Source organism: Aurantivibrio infirmus (assembly GCF_054767315.1).
In genome coordinates, this window is record NZ_BAAFSK010000005.1 from 14,732 (window position 1) to 31,239 (window position 16,508).

At 43.6% G+C, this 16,508-nt stretch carries 12 protein-coding genes; 5 read left to right on the forward strand and 7 right to left on the reverse strand.

The window, feature by feature from the left end; translation table 11 throughout:
- Positions 1-401: 401 nt before the first annotated feature.
- The 3 genes from ACYUCY_RS11810 to ACYUCY_RS11820 all read right to left on the reverse strand — a co-directional run bounded on the left by ACYUCY_RS11810 (position 402) and on the right by ACYUCY_RS11820 (position 4,924).
- Entirely contained in the window at positions 402-1,883 is a 1,482-nt protein-coding gene (locus ACYUCY_RS11810) for a cryptochrome/photolyase family protein (RefSeq protein ID WP_460226704.1), read from the reverse strand.
- A 90-nt stretch (positions 1,884-1,973) separates the two neighbouring features.
- A complete protein-coding gene (locus ACYUCY_RS11815; RefSeq protein ID WP_460226705.1) occupies positions 1,974-2,921 on the reverse strand; it encodes a YbgA family protein in 948 nt (315 codons plus the stop codon).
- Between the two features lie 260 nt (positions 2,922-3,181).
- A complete protein-coding gene (locus ACYUCY_RS11820; protein ID WP_460226706.1) occupies positions 3,182-4,924 on the reverse strand; it encodes a TolB family protein in 1,743 nt (580 codons plus the stop codon).
- A 586-nt stretch (positions 4,925-5,510) separates the two neighbouring features.
- Between ACYUCY_RS11820 and ACYUCY_RS11825 the strand changes: the two genes are divergently transcribed.
- The 3 genes from ACYUCY_RS11825 to ACYUCY_RS11835 all read left to right on the forward strand — a co-directional run bounded on the left by ACYUCY_RS11825 (position 5,511) and on the right by ACYUCY_RS11835 (position 10,838).
- A complete protein-coding gene (locus tag ACYUCY_RS11825; RefSeq protein WP_460226707.1) occupies positions 5,511-7,196 on the forward strand; it encodes a methyl-accepting chemotaxis protein in 1,686 nt (561 codons plus the stop codon).
- Positions 7,197-7,304: 108 nt separating this feature from the next.
- Entirely contained in the window at positions 7,305-8,993 is a 1,689-nt protein-coding gene (locus ACYUCY_RS11830; protein ID WP_460226708.1) for a methyl-accepting chemotaxis protein, read from the forward strand.
- Positions 8,994-9,206: 213 nt separating this feature from the next.
- On the forward strand, positions 9,207-10,838 hold the full coding sequence (locus ACYUCY_RS11835; protein WP_460226709.1) for a glycerol-3-phosphate dehydrogenase/oxidase: 1,632 nt from the start codon (positions 9,207-9,209) through the stop codon (positions 10,836-10,838).
- Positions 10,839-10,845: 7 nt separating this feature from the next.
- Here the strand turns inward: ACYUCY_RS11835 and ACYUCY_RS11840 are convergent, their stop codons facing one another.
- The 4 genes from ACYUCY_RS11840 to ACYUCY_RS11855 form a co-directional block, all read right to left on the reverse strand.
- A complete protein-coding gene (locus ACYUCY_RS11840) occupies positions 10,846-11,700 on the reverse strand; it encodes an alpha/beta fold hydrolase (protein WP_460226710.1) in 855 nt (284 codons plus the stop codon).
- 214 nt (positions 11,701-11,914) lie between these two features.
- Positions 11,915-12,415, reverse strand: a complete 501-nt coding sequence (locus ACYUCY_RS11845) for a helix-turn-helix domain-containing protein (RefSeq protein ID WP_460226711.1) — start codon at positions 12,413-12,415, stop codon at positions 11,915-11,917.
- Positions 12,416-12,922: 507 nt separating this feature from the next.
- Complete coding sequence (locus ACYUCY_RS11850) at positions 12,923-13,654, reverse strand: anti-sigma factor (RefSeq protein ID WP_460226712.1); 732 nt, start codon at positions 13,652-13,654, stop codon at positions 12,923-12,925.
- Positions 13,651-14,220, reverse strand: a complete 570-nt coding sequence (locus ACYUCY_RS11855; protein ID WP_460226713.1) for a sigma-70 family RNA polymerase sigma factor — start codon at positions 14,218-14,220, stop codon at positions 13,651-13,653. The genes ACYUCY_RS11850 and ACYUCY_RS11855 overlap by 4 nt, the downstream gene beginning before the upstream one ends.
- Positions 14,221-14,550: 330 nt before the next feature.
- Here ACYUCY_RS11855 and ACYUCY_RS11860 point away from each other — a divergent pair, with 330 nt between their 5' ends.
- Positions 14,551-16,098 carry a DUF4331 domain-containing protein gene (locus ACYUCY_RS11860; protein WP_460226714.1) on the forward strand — a complete coding sequence of 516 codons (1,548 nt, stop codon included), beginning with the start codon at positions 14,551-14,553 and terminating at the stop codon, positions 16,096-16,098.
- Positions 16,099-16,128: 30 nt separating this feature from the next.
- Positions 16,129-16,449 carry a hypothetical protein gene (locus ACYUCY_RS11865; protein ID WP_460226715.1) on the forward strand — a complete coding sequence of 107 codons (321 nt, stop codon included), beginning with the start codon at positions 16,129-16,131 and terminating at the stop codon, positions 16,447-16,449.
- Positions 16,450-16,508 lie beyond the last annotated feature (59 nt).

A 16,508-nucleotide genomic window follows, 5' to 3' on the forward strand; every position in this document is an offset into this window, starting at 1 on the left:
TCGCCGTGTTACTGGTTTTAAAAACGCAAAAGCTGCTTTGGATAATATGGAAAACTGATTATATTTAATATTTTCCGAGTTCTGAGGATTCTATAGAGGCAAGCGTAAATGTCAATTAGCAGGGGTGTCGTTAATGATTAAGATCAATTAAGGGGGCGCAGTTAGGGAGTACGCGGGCTTAGATGATAGTCATCTTTGCGTTTCTTTGCGCTTGATAAGGTGTTTTAAATAATTGACTTAACAGAGGTATTCTTGGGGCAGGTGGGTGGATTGATGGTAAAAAATAAGAGTTGTCGTCACGGCGAAAACCTAAAAGCGTTAATCGTGAATTTTTTATTTATTTTACCTCAATCAAGACACGAGATTTTTTCAAAAAATAAAATTCTGACTGAAGGAAAATGTTATTTATCAAAAGCGAATTTAAACGCATTCAAACAACGTTCTTTACCTTCTTTTAAGTCGACGATAGGTTTTGGGTAACCTTTTGCTAGAACTTCAGGGTGTCCTGGTTGGTGAATAATTTTGGCGGGAACGGTTTTTAATTGCGGCAGTTGGTTTTTGATAAAGATTGCCTCTTTGTCGAAGCGTTCTGCTTGTCGAATAGGGCTGAGAATTCGAAAATAAGGGGCGGCATCTGATCCTGTGGAAGCGCACCATTGCCAGCCACCATTGTTTGCTGCGAAATGGCCATCGATGAGGTTTTCCATAAAATACTGCTCACCCCACCGCCAATCGATAAGTAAGTATTTCGTTAAAAAAGTCGCGGTTACCATCCGCAGCCGATTGTGCATCCAGCCTGTAGTGTTTAGTTGATGCATTGCGGCATCAACTAAAGGATAGCCCGTACGTCCTTCACTCCAAGCGGAAAAATCTTTTTTGCAGTGACGCCACGGCACCCGTTCAGTTTCGGGTCGCAAGGCTTTATGTTTTGAGATATTTGAATTTGCTGCAAGTAAATGTGTATAAAATTCTCGCCAAATCAACTCGCTTATCCACGTGTCGATTCCTTGCTGGCCGTCGTACAGCTGACCTTGGTTGTGCATTCTCGCGGCATTTAGGCACGCTCTAGGGGAGATCAAGCCTACGGTTAGATAAGGTGATAGTAGGCTAGTTCCGGAAAGCGCAGGGATGTCTCGATCAATGTTATATTTTTCTATCGCGTCCTCGATAAACGCTTGTAGATGTTTGTAGGCTGCGGACTCACTCGCCACCAGCTCTCTGTGCAACATTTTATCCTCCTGAGTTGTTGCGTCTGCGTTTTGGTCCTGCAAAGCGTTAATTTTTCGGTTTATAAGCAAATTGTTTTTACTGTTCTTGGGTGTTCGAGAAGTCGAGATAGCTGCTGGTATTGGTAAGGGCTGGCGATCAAACTGTTTGAGACGGTTAAGCCAGGCTTTCTTGTAAGGCGTAAAAATTTTAAAGGGCGTCTTGGCAAGTGAAACAATTTCTCCCGGAGGAATAATGACATTGCCATGACTATAGCTAACATGAATATTTTTGGCGCTACACATTGCCATTATTTTATCATCACGTTTTTTTTCGTTGAGTGCGTATTCGGCATTCGCATAAAGTGCTTGGCAAGATAAGGAGTCGAGTTGCTCAGCGATGATAGCCGGTATTTCGCTAAACCAATCACACTCTTTAATGAGTAGAGGAATACCAAGTTTTGCCAGTGATTGTTCGAGTGATGCCAGCGCCTGATAAGTGAAGGACTCTCGGTGTGCTGAAAGATGATGTGTTTGCCATTGTTTGCGAGCGACGAAAAACACTGCTGAAACTTTTTCGCTGCGTTGACAAGCAGATGTAAGAGCTGGGTTGTCTGTTACCCTAAGATCATTTCTAAACCAAACCAAACTATGTTGGAACGTCAATTTTTTCTTCACGTTTCTCTCTTTTTTACGATCTCGTTAGTGTTATCGCGAGCGGTGTTTATACAATTAGGGTTTATGCGATTTGAGTTTATACAAGTAGCGTTAATACAGGTGGCTACGTAAAGCCAGTTCATCAGGGTAAGGCTGCATGTAGGTTTGGTTTTCGATATAGGGGTCTGGTTTTTGTTCAAAATGATGTTTTAATAATGTGATCGGCGTGATTAATGGAACGATACCTTTATGGTATTGCTCGATAAGCGTTTTCAGTGATTGTTTCTCTTGTTTCGATAGGCTTCTTTTTAAATAGCCCTGAATATGTTGCAAAACATTAGTATGGCTGCGAGTTGTCGCCACTTTTTTAAGTGCGGCCATCATTAAGCTTATCGTTTTCTCTGCCACTTCTTTGATCGGATCGGCGTGAGCATTAGCTAGCATGGGGCCGAGTTGTTTATAAATCGGCACTGAATGCGCCATAACGGTATATTTATACCGAGAATAAAATGCAGTCACTTTATCTAAGGTGATTGCGCTTTCATTGAGTTGTTGCCAATCGTGATAAAGAAAAACTCTAGAGATAAAACTTTCTCTCAGCCCATGATCATAAAGACGACCGTCTTCTTCAGTGGGCAGCAATGGATTTCTATCGATTATTTCTTGCGCGTAAACCCCTGAGCGATCGCTCGCTATAGTATTACCCTGAGCATTGTAGCGAGGTACCCGTTCCAATCCGCAACTGGGTGAACCTTTTACTAATATATATCCGCTTAAGTTGGGGTGTTCATTTATTTTTTCTCGGGCATAGTTTTTTAATTGTTCGGTATAATCAATCGTTTGAGTTTCGCTATCTCGGATGTAAATTTTGTTTTCAATTTCTACTAGACGAATGGCTTCTCTAGGCACACCCATGCCGATGCCGACTTCTGGGCAGAGGGGTACGAGATCGGCATGTTGCTGTAGTTTTTCAATATGCGGATTGTGTCGCTTGTGGCCACCGTTAAAACGTACGGGTTGTCCCACAAGGCAGCTGCCGACGGCGATCAATGGTTTCATATTTAATTCTGAATCTGTTTCGTTCATTGAGTAAGGGAAAGCGTTCAAAGGTACTTGCGGATTATATGCTCTTTCAGCGATCTTATACGATAGGGAAAGGGACTTGGATCACAGAGAAGCTATTCTCGAAAAAGTCGAGAGAGATAAAGAGGCAAGAATATACCGTCCTCCCCAACTTGCAGGGAGGTGGCATGAGCGAGTGGAAATGTTTGATGCGTATTATTTCGCGATGTAGCGAAACGTGTATGATCGATATTTTGTTAGCTACCAATCCAAGAAAACTCTTTAACATTACCCCCGGATGTTAAAGCGCCATTAATTTTTGTACGGTTAGAGGCATCGGAATTAATGGTGTAAAGTTCTAATCGCCCGCCGGTATTTTGATCGGCATGATATAAGACTTTTGAACCTTGAGGCGACCAAGAAAAACTTTCGACATCGCCACCAGTTGGTAGTGAAGTGTTTAATCGAATGGGAGTTTGCGCGCCGTTCGCATTGACGACGAATAGCTCGTAAACGTTTATTGTATTTTGATCTGCGCGATACAAAACGCGTGTGCTATCTGGAGAAGGTTTCCACGCGTCAGCGTCGGGAATACTTCCTCCCGTAACGAAACTAGAATTCAGTTTTACGAGATTGTTGCCATCGGGTTCAGTGCTATAGAGTTCGTTAACACTTAAGGTTTCTTGCTCCGCACTATAAAACACAAGACTTGAATCAGGCGCCCACTTCACTGACTGAAAAGATCCGCCAGTGGCCAGCGGTAAGCTTAATAGTGTTCTGTTGTTTCCTGCGGGGTCGACGCTGTAAAGAGAAAATTCTGCCAGCCCGGATTGATCGGCGACATAAGATAGCAATGAGCTGTCTGGCGCCCATTGCCAATCCACAACGTTACGACCAGTGCTCAAATCAGCGTTAACCTTAACCCTGTTGCTACCATCCGCGTTTACCGTAAAAAGTTCGGCGACGTTGTTGGTATCCTGTTCCGCAAGATAAGCTACTTTTGTAGAGTTAGGGCTAATTTCCCAAGATTCAAGCACATCTCCACCGGATACCAAACTGCCATTTAGTTTTACTCGGTTTGTGGCATTGGGGTTAACTTTATAAAGCTCGAAAACCTGATTGTTATCTTGGTCGGCGCGATAAACGATAAAGTTATTATCGGGAGACCACTTCCAATCAGTTACGTCACCGTTGCTGACCAAGCTTGCATTAAGTTTTACGCGGCCGCTACCGTTTGCATTCACACTATATAATTCAAAAACATCATTGCTACTTTGATCTGCAAGGTAGGTTATTTTGCTGCCGTCCGGTGACCATTGAATTGACGTTACGTTGCCGCCGGCGACGATGCTGCCGTTCAGTTTTGTTTCGTTGCTCCCGTCAATTTGAACACTGTAAAGCTCATTAACGCCGTCCGTATCCTGGTCTGCAATGTAAGCAACATGAGAATTGTTAGGAGAAACTAAAAATGAAATAACGTTGCCGCCACTTATCAAACTGGAATTTAATTTTACTTTGTTGCCTCCGTCGGGGTCTGCGCTATAAAGCTCGTTTACGCCAGATGTATTTTCAGACCCGGAGTAGACAATTTTATTTAGGTTTTTCGTCCAGGTGACGCCAGTAATGGCATCGCAGTTCGCCAAAGTGTTGTTTATTTTACTGACCGAGCTAGAAGTAGGATTAAAACTAAATATTTCGAATAGTTCGTCGACATCCTGGTCCGCGACATACAGTGCAACATTGTTTTCAACAATTGGCGTTGGGCTAACTACTGGGTCGGGATCAGGGCCGGCGTCTGGCGCTGGCTCCGTTGTTTCTTCAGGTTCAGGGTCGGGGTCAGGATTCGAGCTGACCAATCCCGCGTCGGGATCACCATTATTCACAATAACTTCGTCGTCAGAATCACCTTCTCCGCCGCCGCAAGCGGCAAGAAATAATACGAATATGTATATGAAGAAAAAATTCTTATATTTATTTAGTATTAAATAAAAATTATTCACAGTATCCACCGCTCACTTTTCTTCTCGAAAATAGTGGCTCAAGAAGAATAAAAAATTGATTTCAATTTCAGTGTATCAGCGGATTTTGATCACGCATTTTGATTGTGTGCGGCTCTTCACAATGTCAAATGATTTTTATTTTTAAAAATTAATAGTTTTATTTTCTGAAGAATATCTCTGTTAGTGGAATTAAAAAAATATTTATAAATCTAAATTTAAATTATTAAGTTGGATAAATGTAAAAATACATTGACGTTTTTTGACTGCGGTTGGAAATAGGGCGAGGAGTGTCAATTAATTGACAATATGGAATTAAAAAATTCACACATTAATTAAGGTTAAATTGAATATTTCGGGTAAGCAAAAGGAGAATTATGCCGCTATAGTATAAAGAAGAGTGTCCCAAGTCGCCTAAGTCGCGGTTTGTTGAGAGAGATGGCTATAGGGCTGTCGACTTTAGTGCCATCAAAAAGGTGCTATCGAAAAAATTTTTAATTATGAAGCTTATATTGATGCAGGGTCCGATGATGTTGCGAGTAAAAGTGATACTGCGAGTAAAAGTGATGCTGCGAGTAAAAGTGATACCGTGAGTAAAGATGTTGTAGAAAAAATCTGCGCTGTAGTCGCAATGCTCTCTTTCTTGGCAATTGGAGCTTTTTGGTTTTTGGTGCCTGCGAGTTCTTTTTCTTGGCTATCGGTATTCCTCCTTGCGCCTGGTTTTTTGAGCTGTCTGACTCTCTTGGTGATAACGATGGGAGAGAAAAGATATGACGAGCAAGTCGCTTTGTTGCGCCAAGCTAATCAGGACCACGCCGATTTACGTCATCTGATTGAAGTGGGGTCGGATGAGTTGGAGCGCGATGGTTTAACACAAGAGATTAATAGATTCATTACTCGCACTAGCCAAATATTATCTCTACTGCTGAAGCAGAGTATCAAGGTGGCGACCGCTTCGGCGGACGCTAGAAAGATTTCCGAACAATCTCAGACGCGTACTGATCGTCAGGCAGAAGTCGCCGATCAGATTTTTACTGCAAGTGACCAAACCAATCAATCGCTACTAGAGTTGGCAGAACGAACTACTTCTATTGCTGGAGCAAATTCTAATAATCTAGATGTTGCGAAGTCTTCATTAAAAGAGTTTGGAAGGGTCTTAGAGCACATTGAATCGACATCAACGGTTATGGGTGAGTTCGAAAACACTGTAGACCGATTGGTAGAAAATTCCAAAAACATCGCTGGTATTTTAGAGACGGTACAAAATTTCGCAGCACAAACGAATATGCTTGCCTTGAATGCTGCAATTGAAGCGGCACGGGCTGGTGAACACGGACGAGGTTTCGCGGTAGTGGCCGATGAAGTGCGAGCGCTTGCGGGTAAAGTAGGTGGCGCAGCCGACCAAATAGGCCAGCTGGTAACGGATATGAGCGCAGTGGTGAGTCAAACCGCAAACAGTACCACCTCTATTGTAGAAAGTACTGATGATGCAAAAGAGACTGTAAGCTTGACCTTGTCTGAATTTAAAAAAATGGTGGCAAACTTTGAAAACACACATCAAGACTTGTTGATGGCCAGCGCGACGGTAGAAGAATTGTCGTTGACCAACACAGAAGGTCTAGAGCGTACCAAGGAAATTCGGAGTCTAAGCGTGGACATTCGATCGAGTATGCAGGAAACATTTGCACAAGCAGATTCTATGCGTGATATGGCGAATATTGCCATCCAGAAACTGGCTCGCTTTAGATTGCGAGATGGACCCGTTGAATTTTTGGTTGAACCTTTATTGGAAAGGGCGCAGATAACTGCGCGGATACTAGAAGAGTTAAGTGCGAGTGGCGTAGATGTTTTTGATCGAAATTACATTCCGGTTCCCGGTTCAAAAATGGGTAAGGTCGACGTGAGTTGGCGAGTGCCTTTTCGTGAAAAAATTCAACCTTTTGTTGATGAGTGGCACGGCAATCAAAACGCGAAAGATATTTTGTTTTGGCTTCCCGCTGATGATCGTAGTTATATGGCGGTTAACACGAATGCTCTGTCTCATCCGGAGACCGGTGATTTTGCACTAGACATAAAGCAAAGTCGATCTATGTATTTTTCTATTACTAACAAGCAAGAATTAGTAAACATTAACAATTGTGAAGATGTCAGTATGGGCAGTTTTGTACTTCCCACCGGACATACCATTATTACTATTTTTACGCCTGTGGATGTAAATGGTCGACGCTGGGGCGTGTTTATTGCGGGTGCTTTTTTAAGTGCCTTTAATATTTAAGCGGCTTTACTATTTAAGTCCTTTACGAGTTAAGTTCTTTACTAGTTAAGTAAGTGGGATTGGAATTTAAATGATGATATTGATGTTAGCGGGTTTGAAAGTGATATTGTGAATAAATCCCAGCTAGAAAAGCTTTGTAGTCTACTCGCGATGGGTTCATTTCTCGTCGTCGTAGCACTGTGTTTATTGTTACCACCCGCTTCTTTAAAGTTAGCAGTTTCTATCCCAGTGATTATCGGAACCGTAAGTTGTGCTACGCTTTTTTACCTCTCGTTCAAAGCCGGCGAGTATCAAAAACAAATGGCGTCATTGCAGCTTGCGAACCAAGACCACGCAGATTTATGCCAGTTAATTGATGAAGAGTCTGATGATGAAGAAAAGACTGGACTTAGCCAAGAGATTAATCAGTTTATAACTCGGACCAGCAATATTCTTGCTCTGCTTTTAAAACAAAGTTTAAAAGTTGCCGTTGCTTCTGCAGATGCTCGTAAACTTTCCGAACAATCACAATCTCGTACCGATCGTCAAGCTGAAGTAGCGGATCAGATTTTTACCTCAAGTGATGAAACGAATCGTTCTTTATCAGATCTGGCGGAACGCACAACATCTATTGCCGGAGCGAACTCTGCTAATTTAGATGTTGCACGTCACTCTCTACAAGAGTTTGGGCGGGTCCTAGAGCACATCGAATCGACATCTACCGTTATGGGGGAGTTCGAGAGTACGGTAGGACGATTGGTGGAAAATTCAAAAAATATCAGCGGTATTCTAGAAACCGTGCAAAATTTCGCTGCGCAAACCAATATGCTTGCGTTGAATGCCGCAATTGAAGCCGCGCGGGCCGGTGAACACGGCCGAGGTTTTGCGGTAGTGGCTGATGAAGTAAGAGCGCTTGCAGGGAAAGTTGGTGGCGCCGCGGACCAGATTGGCCAACTGGTGACGGATATGAGCGTAGTTGTGGGACAAACTGCTAATAGCACGGCCTCCATTGTAGAAAGTACTGATGATGCGAAAGAAACGGTTACGCTGACCTTAAGTGAATTCGAAAAGATGGTGTCTAATTTCGAAAACACTCAGCAAGATTTGTTGATGGCCAGTGCAACGGTTGAGGAATTATCATTAACAAACTCCGAGGGTTTGGAGCGCACCAAAGAAATTCGAAGTTTGAGTTTGGATATCCGATCTAAGATGCAGGAAACATTTTCGCAAGCGGATTCTATGCGCGATATAGCTAATATTGCTTTACAGAGGCTGGCTCGATTTCGCTTACAAGGCGGTCCTATCGAATTTTTAGTAACACCCATGTTGGAGCGAGCGAAGATAGTAGAACAAATTTTAGAAGAGCTAAGTGAAGAGGGCGTCGATATTTTTGATAGGAATTATATTCCAGTTCCCAATTCGCAAATGGGTAAATTTGAAGTGAGTTGGAGGGCGCCGTTAAGGGAAAAGCTACAACCTTATATAGAAGAGTGGCACAGTAACCAAGTGGCGAAGGGGGTGTTGTATTGGCTTCCTTCTGATGACCATAGTTATTCACCTCTCAACATCAATGCTTTGTCTCATCCGGAGACAGGGGATTTGGCAGTGGATAGAACACGAAGCCGTGTCATGTATTTTTCAGTGACCAACAAGCAAGAGTTGGAAAATGTAGCTAATTGCAAGGATGTAAGTATGGGCAGTTTTGTTATTCCTACGGGGCAAACAGTTATTTCCATATTTACCCCACTAATGGTTGACGGTCGACGGTGGGGAATATTCAGTACGGGTGCCTTTTTACATGCCTTCGATATTCAATAGATAAAAACTCGGCGTTTCGACAAAGAATGTCGTGTTCGAATCTGCATTGCGGAACTTTTGTATCGCCCTACCTGCTTTGTTTTTTTCTTTACATTACAAAATAATCCAATTAGTCAGTTTATCGCCGAGCAATTTTCTTAGAACTTCCTTAGAATAGCCTCTTCTTATAATTCTGTTATTTTCACCGTTGAGAAGCATTCAGGAATCCAGCAATTGCACAATACCTTCACAAGCTTAAGAGACGAAAATATCGCGAAGTTGTCTGACCGAGAATTCGATGTATTGATTCTTGGTGGCGGTATCAATGGTGCTGTATCCGCCGCTGCACTTACTGCGCGCGGTGCCAAGGTTGCGCTCATCGATCGGCGGGATTTTGCCAGTGGCTCCAGTTCAAATTCTTCAAATCTGGCTTGGGGTGGGATTAAGTATTTGGAGAATGGCGAACTATTCCTTGTTAGTAAGTTATGTCGTAGCCGCAATCATCTTATGCGTCACTACCCCTCCAGTGTCAAAGAGATCCGTTTTTTTACAACGATTCGTCGTGGTTTCCGTATGCCAGCGATTTTTGTGTATTTGGGCGCGCTTTTTTATTGGTTTATTGGTGGTTGTTTCACCAAGCCGCCACGTTATCTGAGCCGAAAAACGATTAAGAGTGAAGAGCCTATTGTTGAAGTGAGTGATGCGATTGGTGGGGTTGAGTATTCAGATTGTTATTTGCCGGATAATGATTCTCGATTTGTATTTAAGTTTATTCAACGGGCACTGCGTTCTGGGGCGGTGATCGCAAATTATGTTGAAGCTTTGGGTTCATCTTATTCCAAGGGAATGTGGGAAACGAAAATTAGGGATGCAAATTCGAATTCTGAAAAGCTTGGGATAATTCGATCGAAATCAATTATTAACGCCTGCGGGCCGTATGTAGATACCTACAATCAACTGATTGGCCAAGACACAGAGCACCGACATGTTTTTTCTAAAGGTATTCATTTAATCATTGATCAAATATCGCCGAGTAAAAAGATCCTCACTTTCTTTGCCAGCGATGGACGATTGTTTTTTATGATACCGATGGGCAATAAAACCTGCATTGGTACCACAGATGTCAGAGTGCCGGAGCCAAGTAGTAGTGTTACCGATGAAGGACGTCAATTTGTATTGGATAACGTGAATGCTCAATTAGAGCTCGCAACACCTTTGACCCTTGACCACATCATTGCCGAACGCTGCGGCGTGAGACCATTGGTGCTGGCGAAAGTGGATATGAAGGAAGACCAGGATTGGGTAAAGCTCTCGCGAAAACACGTTATCGATAGCAATGCTAAGGATCGCTTTATTAGTATTTTCGGAGGGAAGTTGACGGATTGTATTAATGTTGGCAACGAAGCCGCCAATTTAATTCAAGACTTTGGTTTGTGTTCCGCCGAGTCCGAAGATGTTTGGTACGGCGAACCCAGTGCGAGCTTGAAACAAGAGTTCTTGACGAAAGCGCGCGAAATGAATTTAGACGCTCAAACGCCGAGCTCTTCTCTCGAACCTCTGTCCGAGCGATTTTGGCGTCGTTATGATGAACGTGCGTTCGAATTGTTGGAGCTCATTAAGAATGATTCGAATGCGTTAAACAAACCGATTGAAGAAATTGAATATACTGTCTGCGAACTACAACTCATGGCGAAGTCAGAAATGATCACGCATTTGGATGATTTTTTACGCCGTCGAAGTAAAGTGACTCAGGTTGTCGCCAGTAAAAATGTTTTAGCGGACTCGGGCTTGGTAGAGATTTGCCAGATATTATTTGGTGAAAATGCAGATCAAAAACTACAGGAATACAAACAAAGATCTACCTAAATAATACTTAGTCGGGTGGGAATTCACTTAATAAAAACCGATCTATCTCCACACCTATCCCCGTCATGCTATGGCCTTGATTTTTCCGGTATCTAACATGCAGATCCATAATGTTCCTTGCCAATCGAGCAAGAGTTTTTGCTGGTGAGAAATAAATATCTTTTTCCCCGAGAATCAACAACACAGGGCAAAGTATTCTTGCTAAGGACTGATCCTTGAGTAAGGGCAATTTTTTAAGTTTTGGTTTAAAGCGTTTATGAATTTGCAACAAAAAGTCATTAATACGTGGATCAGTATTGGCGCCAGCACGTATTTTGTTGAACAATATTTTTTGTCCCCAGCCCGCCAAGAAAAATAAGAAAAATCTTTTAAGCAGCAAACGCTTTTTTTTGCTAATTCCTGGAGGATTGATCAGCACTAAGCGTGATACACGGTCTGGCCATTGACAGGTAAATTGCAGAGCAATCCAAGCACCCAGTGAGCTGCCGATGACCACCGCTTCTTTCGGCGATAGCTGACTAAAAATATCATCCATCCAATCTACGTATGCAGTGGATTTATAGTGTGGTCTGTTAGCTGCGCTGTGGTTCGCTTCGCCGATAATGTCGATTGCAAATACTCGGTGGGTTTTGCAGAGTAGATCGATGTCTTCCATCCAGATGATCGAGTTGTTACTTGCGCCGTGAAGTAAAAATAGGGGAGGGTTGTCTGGGTTGCCGCAGGCTATGATAAATGTTTTGCCGTGGCGAGTTTCGATAACGAGTTCTTCTTTTGCGATCGGCCAGTGTCTCAGCAATTCATTATATTTGGCTTTGATCTCGCTTTCGCTTTGCGCAGATTTATACAGTTTGTTTTGCCCCATTGCTGGGTTCCTTTCTAATTAGGAGTCAACTTTCTAACGTCCATTATTAATGAACATCATCGAAATAAATTATTGATAGACATTGCCGGTAATAGCTATCGTCCCTATTTTTATTTGATGCTGGTCAACCTCGATTGTCTTGGACGAGTACTTTCGGATAATCCCAAACAAAAGAAGCTGACATCGACACGAAGTATAGACGAATCTTAGCGCGTTAAGAGCGTGCAGATGTTTGTGATTGGCTAAGCAAAATATTGATATGTTTCATCATCTGATCAGTAAATTCTACTGATCCAAATAACAACACTTTTAATTTCGCTTCATTAGAATAATAAATGCAATCCGCGTGAGAGAGGGTGCTTTTGTGCACAGTATTCATGATTTGTCGGGTCATGTTGGCAGCCATGGCTCCGTTGACGCCTTTGATATCGAGAGTAGAGGAGACTTCGATTGAATGCTGATCAGTTCCTGCCGTTCCATTCAAACTCGTATCGATTGCTGAGGAAGTGGGCATTCGATCAGTGTTGTTTTCAGAATGAGAATTGTCGACCTGCGACTGCTGGCCCATAAAATGATTGAGATCATTATTTGCAACACGATATTGTTTCCCGAGTTTCGTCGCTTTCAGCTTTCCATCTTGTATATACCGCCGAATAGTTTTCGGGTGCATATCGATTAGATCTGCAATTTGATCGACGGTGTAGAAACTTGGCATTCTTAAACTCACTTTTACGCGGTGACGCTTTAGTGTCTCTGACGACGGGCTCGTATTCCTGCGTCTAATGACATTTTTAGGGCGATTTACCTGATCTTGTTGTCGCTGTGTAGGCCCCTCGATCTTTGCGGCTGTGCATGCACTGGCCGGTGAAAATCGGGTCCAAACGACACTGAATTGGTATTTTTTCACCCAATGAAATACACGACCACTGAAAATGGATAGAAGGTTTGCGGACTGACTTAGAAAGGGGCATGAGGCCTGAGATTAAAGGTTTTCGGCCTTTTTACCTTATATGCGGCGCTGTTCAGGGAATAATAATGACTGCGAAACGCCCAGGGTCATCCGGTAGCGCCGAGTATTCGAAAAATTAGCGAGTATTGGTGATCCGATTGAGCGGAGCAGGCTTAGAAGGGTATCTGGCTTCTATTTTTAGAGTCTGCTAGCAGCCCAGTCGAACGAAGCCTTTGATACCCCCTATTTTGACACTTCTACCTATATTCCAAGTTATAGCTCCAAGAGCTGAGACTGGAAGAGCACTGGCCCAGTCGGGGCTCCTGTTGGCGATCCACCGGCTGGCTCTAAGCTGACTGCTAGCCCGCTAGCGCTTCTCAGAAGTTCAACTAAGGCCTGAGGGATCTGGTTGTTGGTTTCTCCTTGCGCCGCGACGGGTAGCAAACCAAGGGAGCGAGGTGCTGCGTCTGCCCCTGGTAATATCCAGAGCTCGAAGGCTTGGCTGGCTTCAATCGCCGTTACGTTGAGCGCTTTGGCCTTTAACGAGCCCGTGTTTAAGTCGAAACTAACCAGCCACTGTGGTTCAGCCTGCTCACTCGAGAACACTGCCACATGATCGGCATTCGTCCCGGGATTCGTCGTCGGAATGCCAGTGGTAAATAAGACGGCAAAAATAGCGCAAGCGAATGAGGCCGCAAGACCCCAGCCGCGCCAAAAGCCAAGCAGTTTTTTGAGATTTTGGCGAGCTGCTAGTTCCGCCGAATCATTCTTACCAGAAAAATTGAGTCGAGTTCGAATGGATTGCCAAACATGTTTCGGTGGTTTTTTTTGCGGTGCAAATTTTCCTAAGGGGTTTAATTGGCATTCCCAGCTCCACACTGCCAATCGCGTTCGGTAGGATTCGTAGATCAAGCGCTCGAACCGATTTCGTGCTTTGCCTTGCAAAGTACCGAGTACATATTCGGCGGATAGGCGCTCAATGAGTTCATCGTTGTTGTAGTTCATCGCTCTAAACACCTTCTCAACAAAATTAATCCCCGCCGAACCCAGCTTTTAACAGTGCCCAATGGCGCACCGTAGTGTTGGCTTAATTCCTCATGGGTGAGCCCATCATAAAAAGCGAGGGCAATACTTTGTCTTTGCGTATCAACGAGTTCTTCGAGACAGCCGTTCAACACTTTGGCATCGCCGGCTTGCTGTATAAAAGAAAGTGGATCTTCTTTTTCATCGACAAGGTCGTCTTGGTGGTCATCCGCATCATCGTGTAAATGATCGCGCTTATTTTTTCTCAATTTATCGATTGCGCGGTAACGCAGAATACTAATCATCCATGTAAGCACTGCTCCGCGTTCGGAAAGATATTCTGAGGCGTTGTGCCAAATTTTTACGTAAGCCTCCTGCATAACATCGTCCGCTGATTCGGGATGGCGCATAAGACGCATGGCGACTGCGTACATCTTTGAGGAAGTTGCGTTATATAACTGTTCAAACGCGGCTTGATTTCCGCGAGCAGTATCTTGAAGTAGTGGTAGCAATTCGATCTGAGGATCCATGCTGGATGCTTCATTCATAAATGGATAATTCCTTTTGACTAATGACTACTAATTTATGGTCCATATTTCTCGTTGCACCTGGGTCTTTTCAGTGACCATAAGGTAACTCTTGCAGTTGTTGCTAACAAAGCTCTATACGATTTTGATCCTTGTCTGGATCACCGAAAAAAAATAAATATTTATTGCATCCATTGAAATGGCTGGGCGTATTACAAGCGAATAGAGCGTTTCGACACTTTGTCGAGGATATGATGCTGTAGTAGCCATCCTATTTTGTAGCGGAAATGTTCTGTGAAGATTCTGAGTGGAGTAGATCTAACTTTTAATTCAGCCCTAGGGGACATAAAAATGAGAGGATACAAAAACAAAGCTGCTGTTAAAAAAGCCGCGAAAGCCTTGATGCTGCTTGGTACAGGCGTCGCAATTTTTGCGAATGCTTCGAGCCATCGAGAAGCGCCACAAATTTCGGCAATGCCAAGAGTCGATGGCACTGATTTCTATATGTTTAGAAGTTACGAGCCGGGACGTGAGAATTTCGTCACAATTCTTGCGAACTATTTACCGCTTCAGGATGCTTATGGCGGCCCAAATTATTTTGATTTGGAAAAAAAAGCACGTTATGAAATTCATATCGATAACGATGGCGATGCGAGAGAAGATATTACTTTTCGATTCCAGATAAGCGATGTGATTAACGATGACTTGAAAGTGAATGCAGGTGGCGAACTGGTGTCGGTACCACTAAAAAACATCGACGCGATTGGCCCGAACAAAGAGGATGTTGGCAATGTCGTTTCCCGACAGACATATCGCTTGGATATGATTCAAGGCGATAGACGTTTTGGTCGACGGGACAGGATTCGTGGTTTAGATGGGTCACGTACTTTTCTTAAACCGGCGGATAATATCGGTAATAAAAGTATTCCTGAGTATGAAAGCTACGCACGTGATCATATTTATGACGTGAACATTCCAGGTTGCGGTCAAGGTCGTGTTTTCGTTGGGCAAAGAAAAGAGGGTTTTGTCGTAAACTTGGGAGAAATTTTTGACCTCGTGAATCTCAACCCGCTCGGCCCCGTCGATGCGCGACCAAATACGATTGACGATAAAAACATAACGACCTTTGCTTTGGAAATCCCGGTATCTTGTTTAACGTCTTCCAATGATGACGTCATTGGTGGATGGACAACAGCGAGTATTCCGCAAGCGAGAATTATAAATCCACGTCCAAATTTCGATCGTGGTTTTGATGCAACGATTGAAGGCGGACCTTTTGTTCAGGTGTCTCGTTTGGGAATGCCCTTGGTCAATGAAGTTGTTATTGGCTTAAAAGACAAGGACCGTTTTAACGCCAGTCAGCCGAGAAACGATGGTCAGTTTGCAACCTACGTTACTAATCCTGCATTGCCAGAACTTATCAACATTCTTTTCGGAAAAGCGGTTGCACCGAACTTAGATACCATTGCGCCTACCAATTTCCCTCGAAATGATTTGGTCGCTACATTCTTAACAGGCTTTTCAATTTTAAACCAACCTAAAAATGTTGTTGCAAGTGAGATGTTGCGATTGAACACGGCGGTACCGGCTTTGCCAACACGCGCTGATTTGCAATCGACATTCGGTGTTGCCGGTGATGATTTAGCGGGTTTTCCAAACGGTCGTCGGCCGGGAGATGACGTCGTTGATATCTCGCTACGGGTAGCCATGGGTGCTTTGTGTTATCCAATACCTGTTGGTGGCCAAGCAACGGATTTGGGTTTGTGTACCCCTGACGACGCTGTTGTTGGTAACGCCCCGTTGACTGATGGTGCAGCGGTAAGTGCTGCAGATTTCGATACGGTTTTCCCTTATCTCGTCTCGCCGATTCCTGGCGCGATCTCTTTGCCGAGTAATTAAGCGAGAACCTTAACAGTGGGAGTGTAGAAAATGAAATTAGAAAAACTGTTTTTGATAACACTATTTTCCGGTTTTAGTCTCGTTGCGTTGTCCGCATGTGGCAGTGGTTCCGGTGGATCGGCCGATGGAGTTGTCGCTGATCCATCTCCGGTCGCTGAAATACCGGTGTCGGACTCAGGTCCCGGGAATGAAGCAGCGGTTGAAATGGAATTCAATCCTTTCGTTAAGCAATTGGCCCAAGTTGATTTGCAAAGCGACGAAGTTGTGGATCGAGAGCCGGAAGAAATGAATACACAAGTTTGGATTTTCGATGATTCTGAAGATGCATTTAGTGATCTATTTGAGGAATAAGTCGAAATAAAAATATAGATTTTGGAGTAGTTCGTACAGATGGAAGCCATTTACAGGAG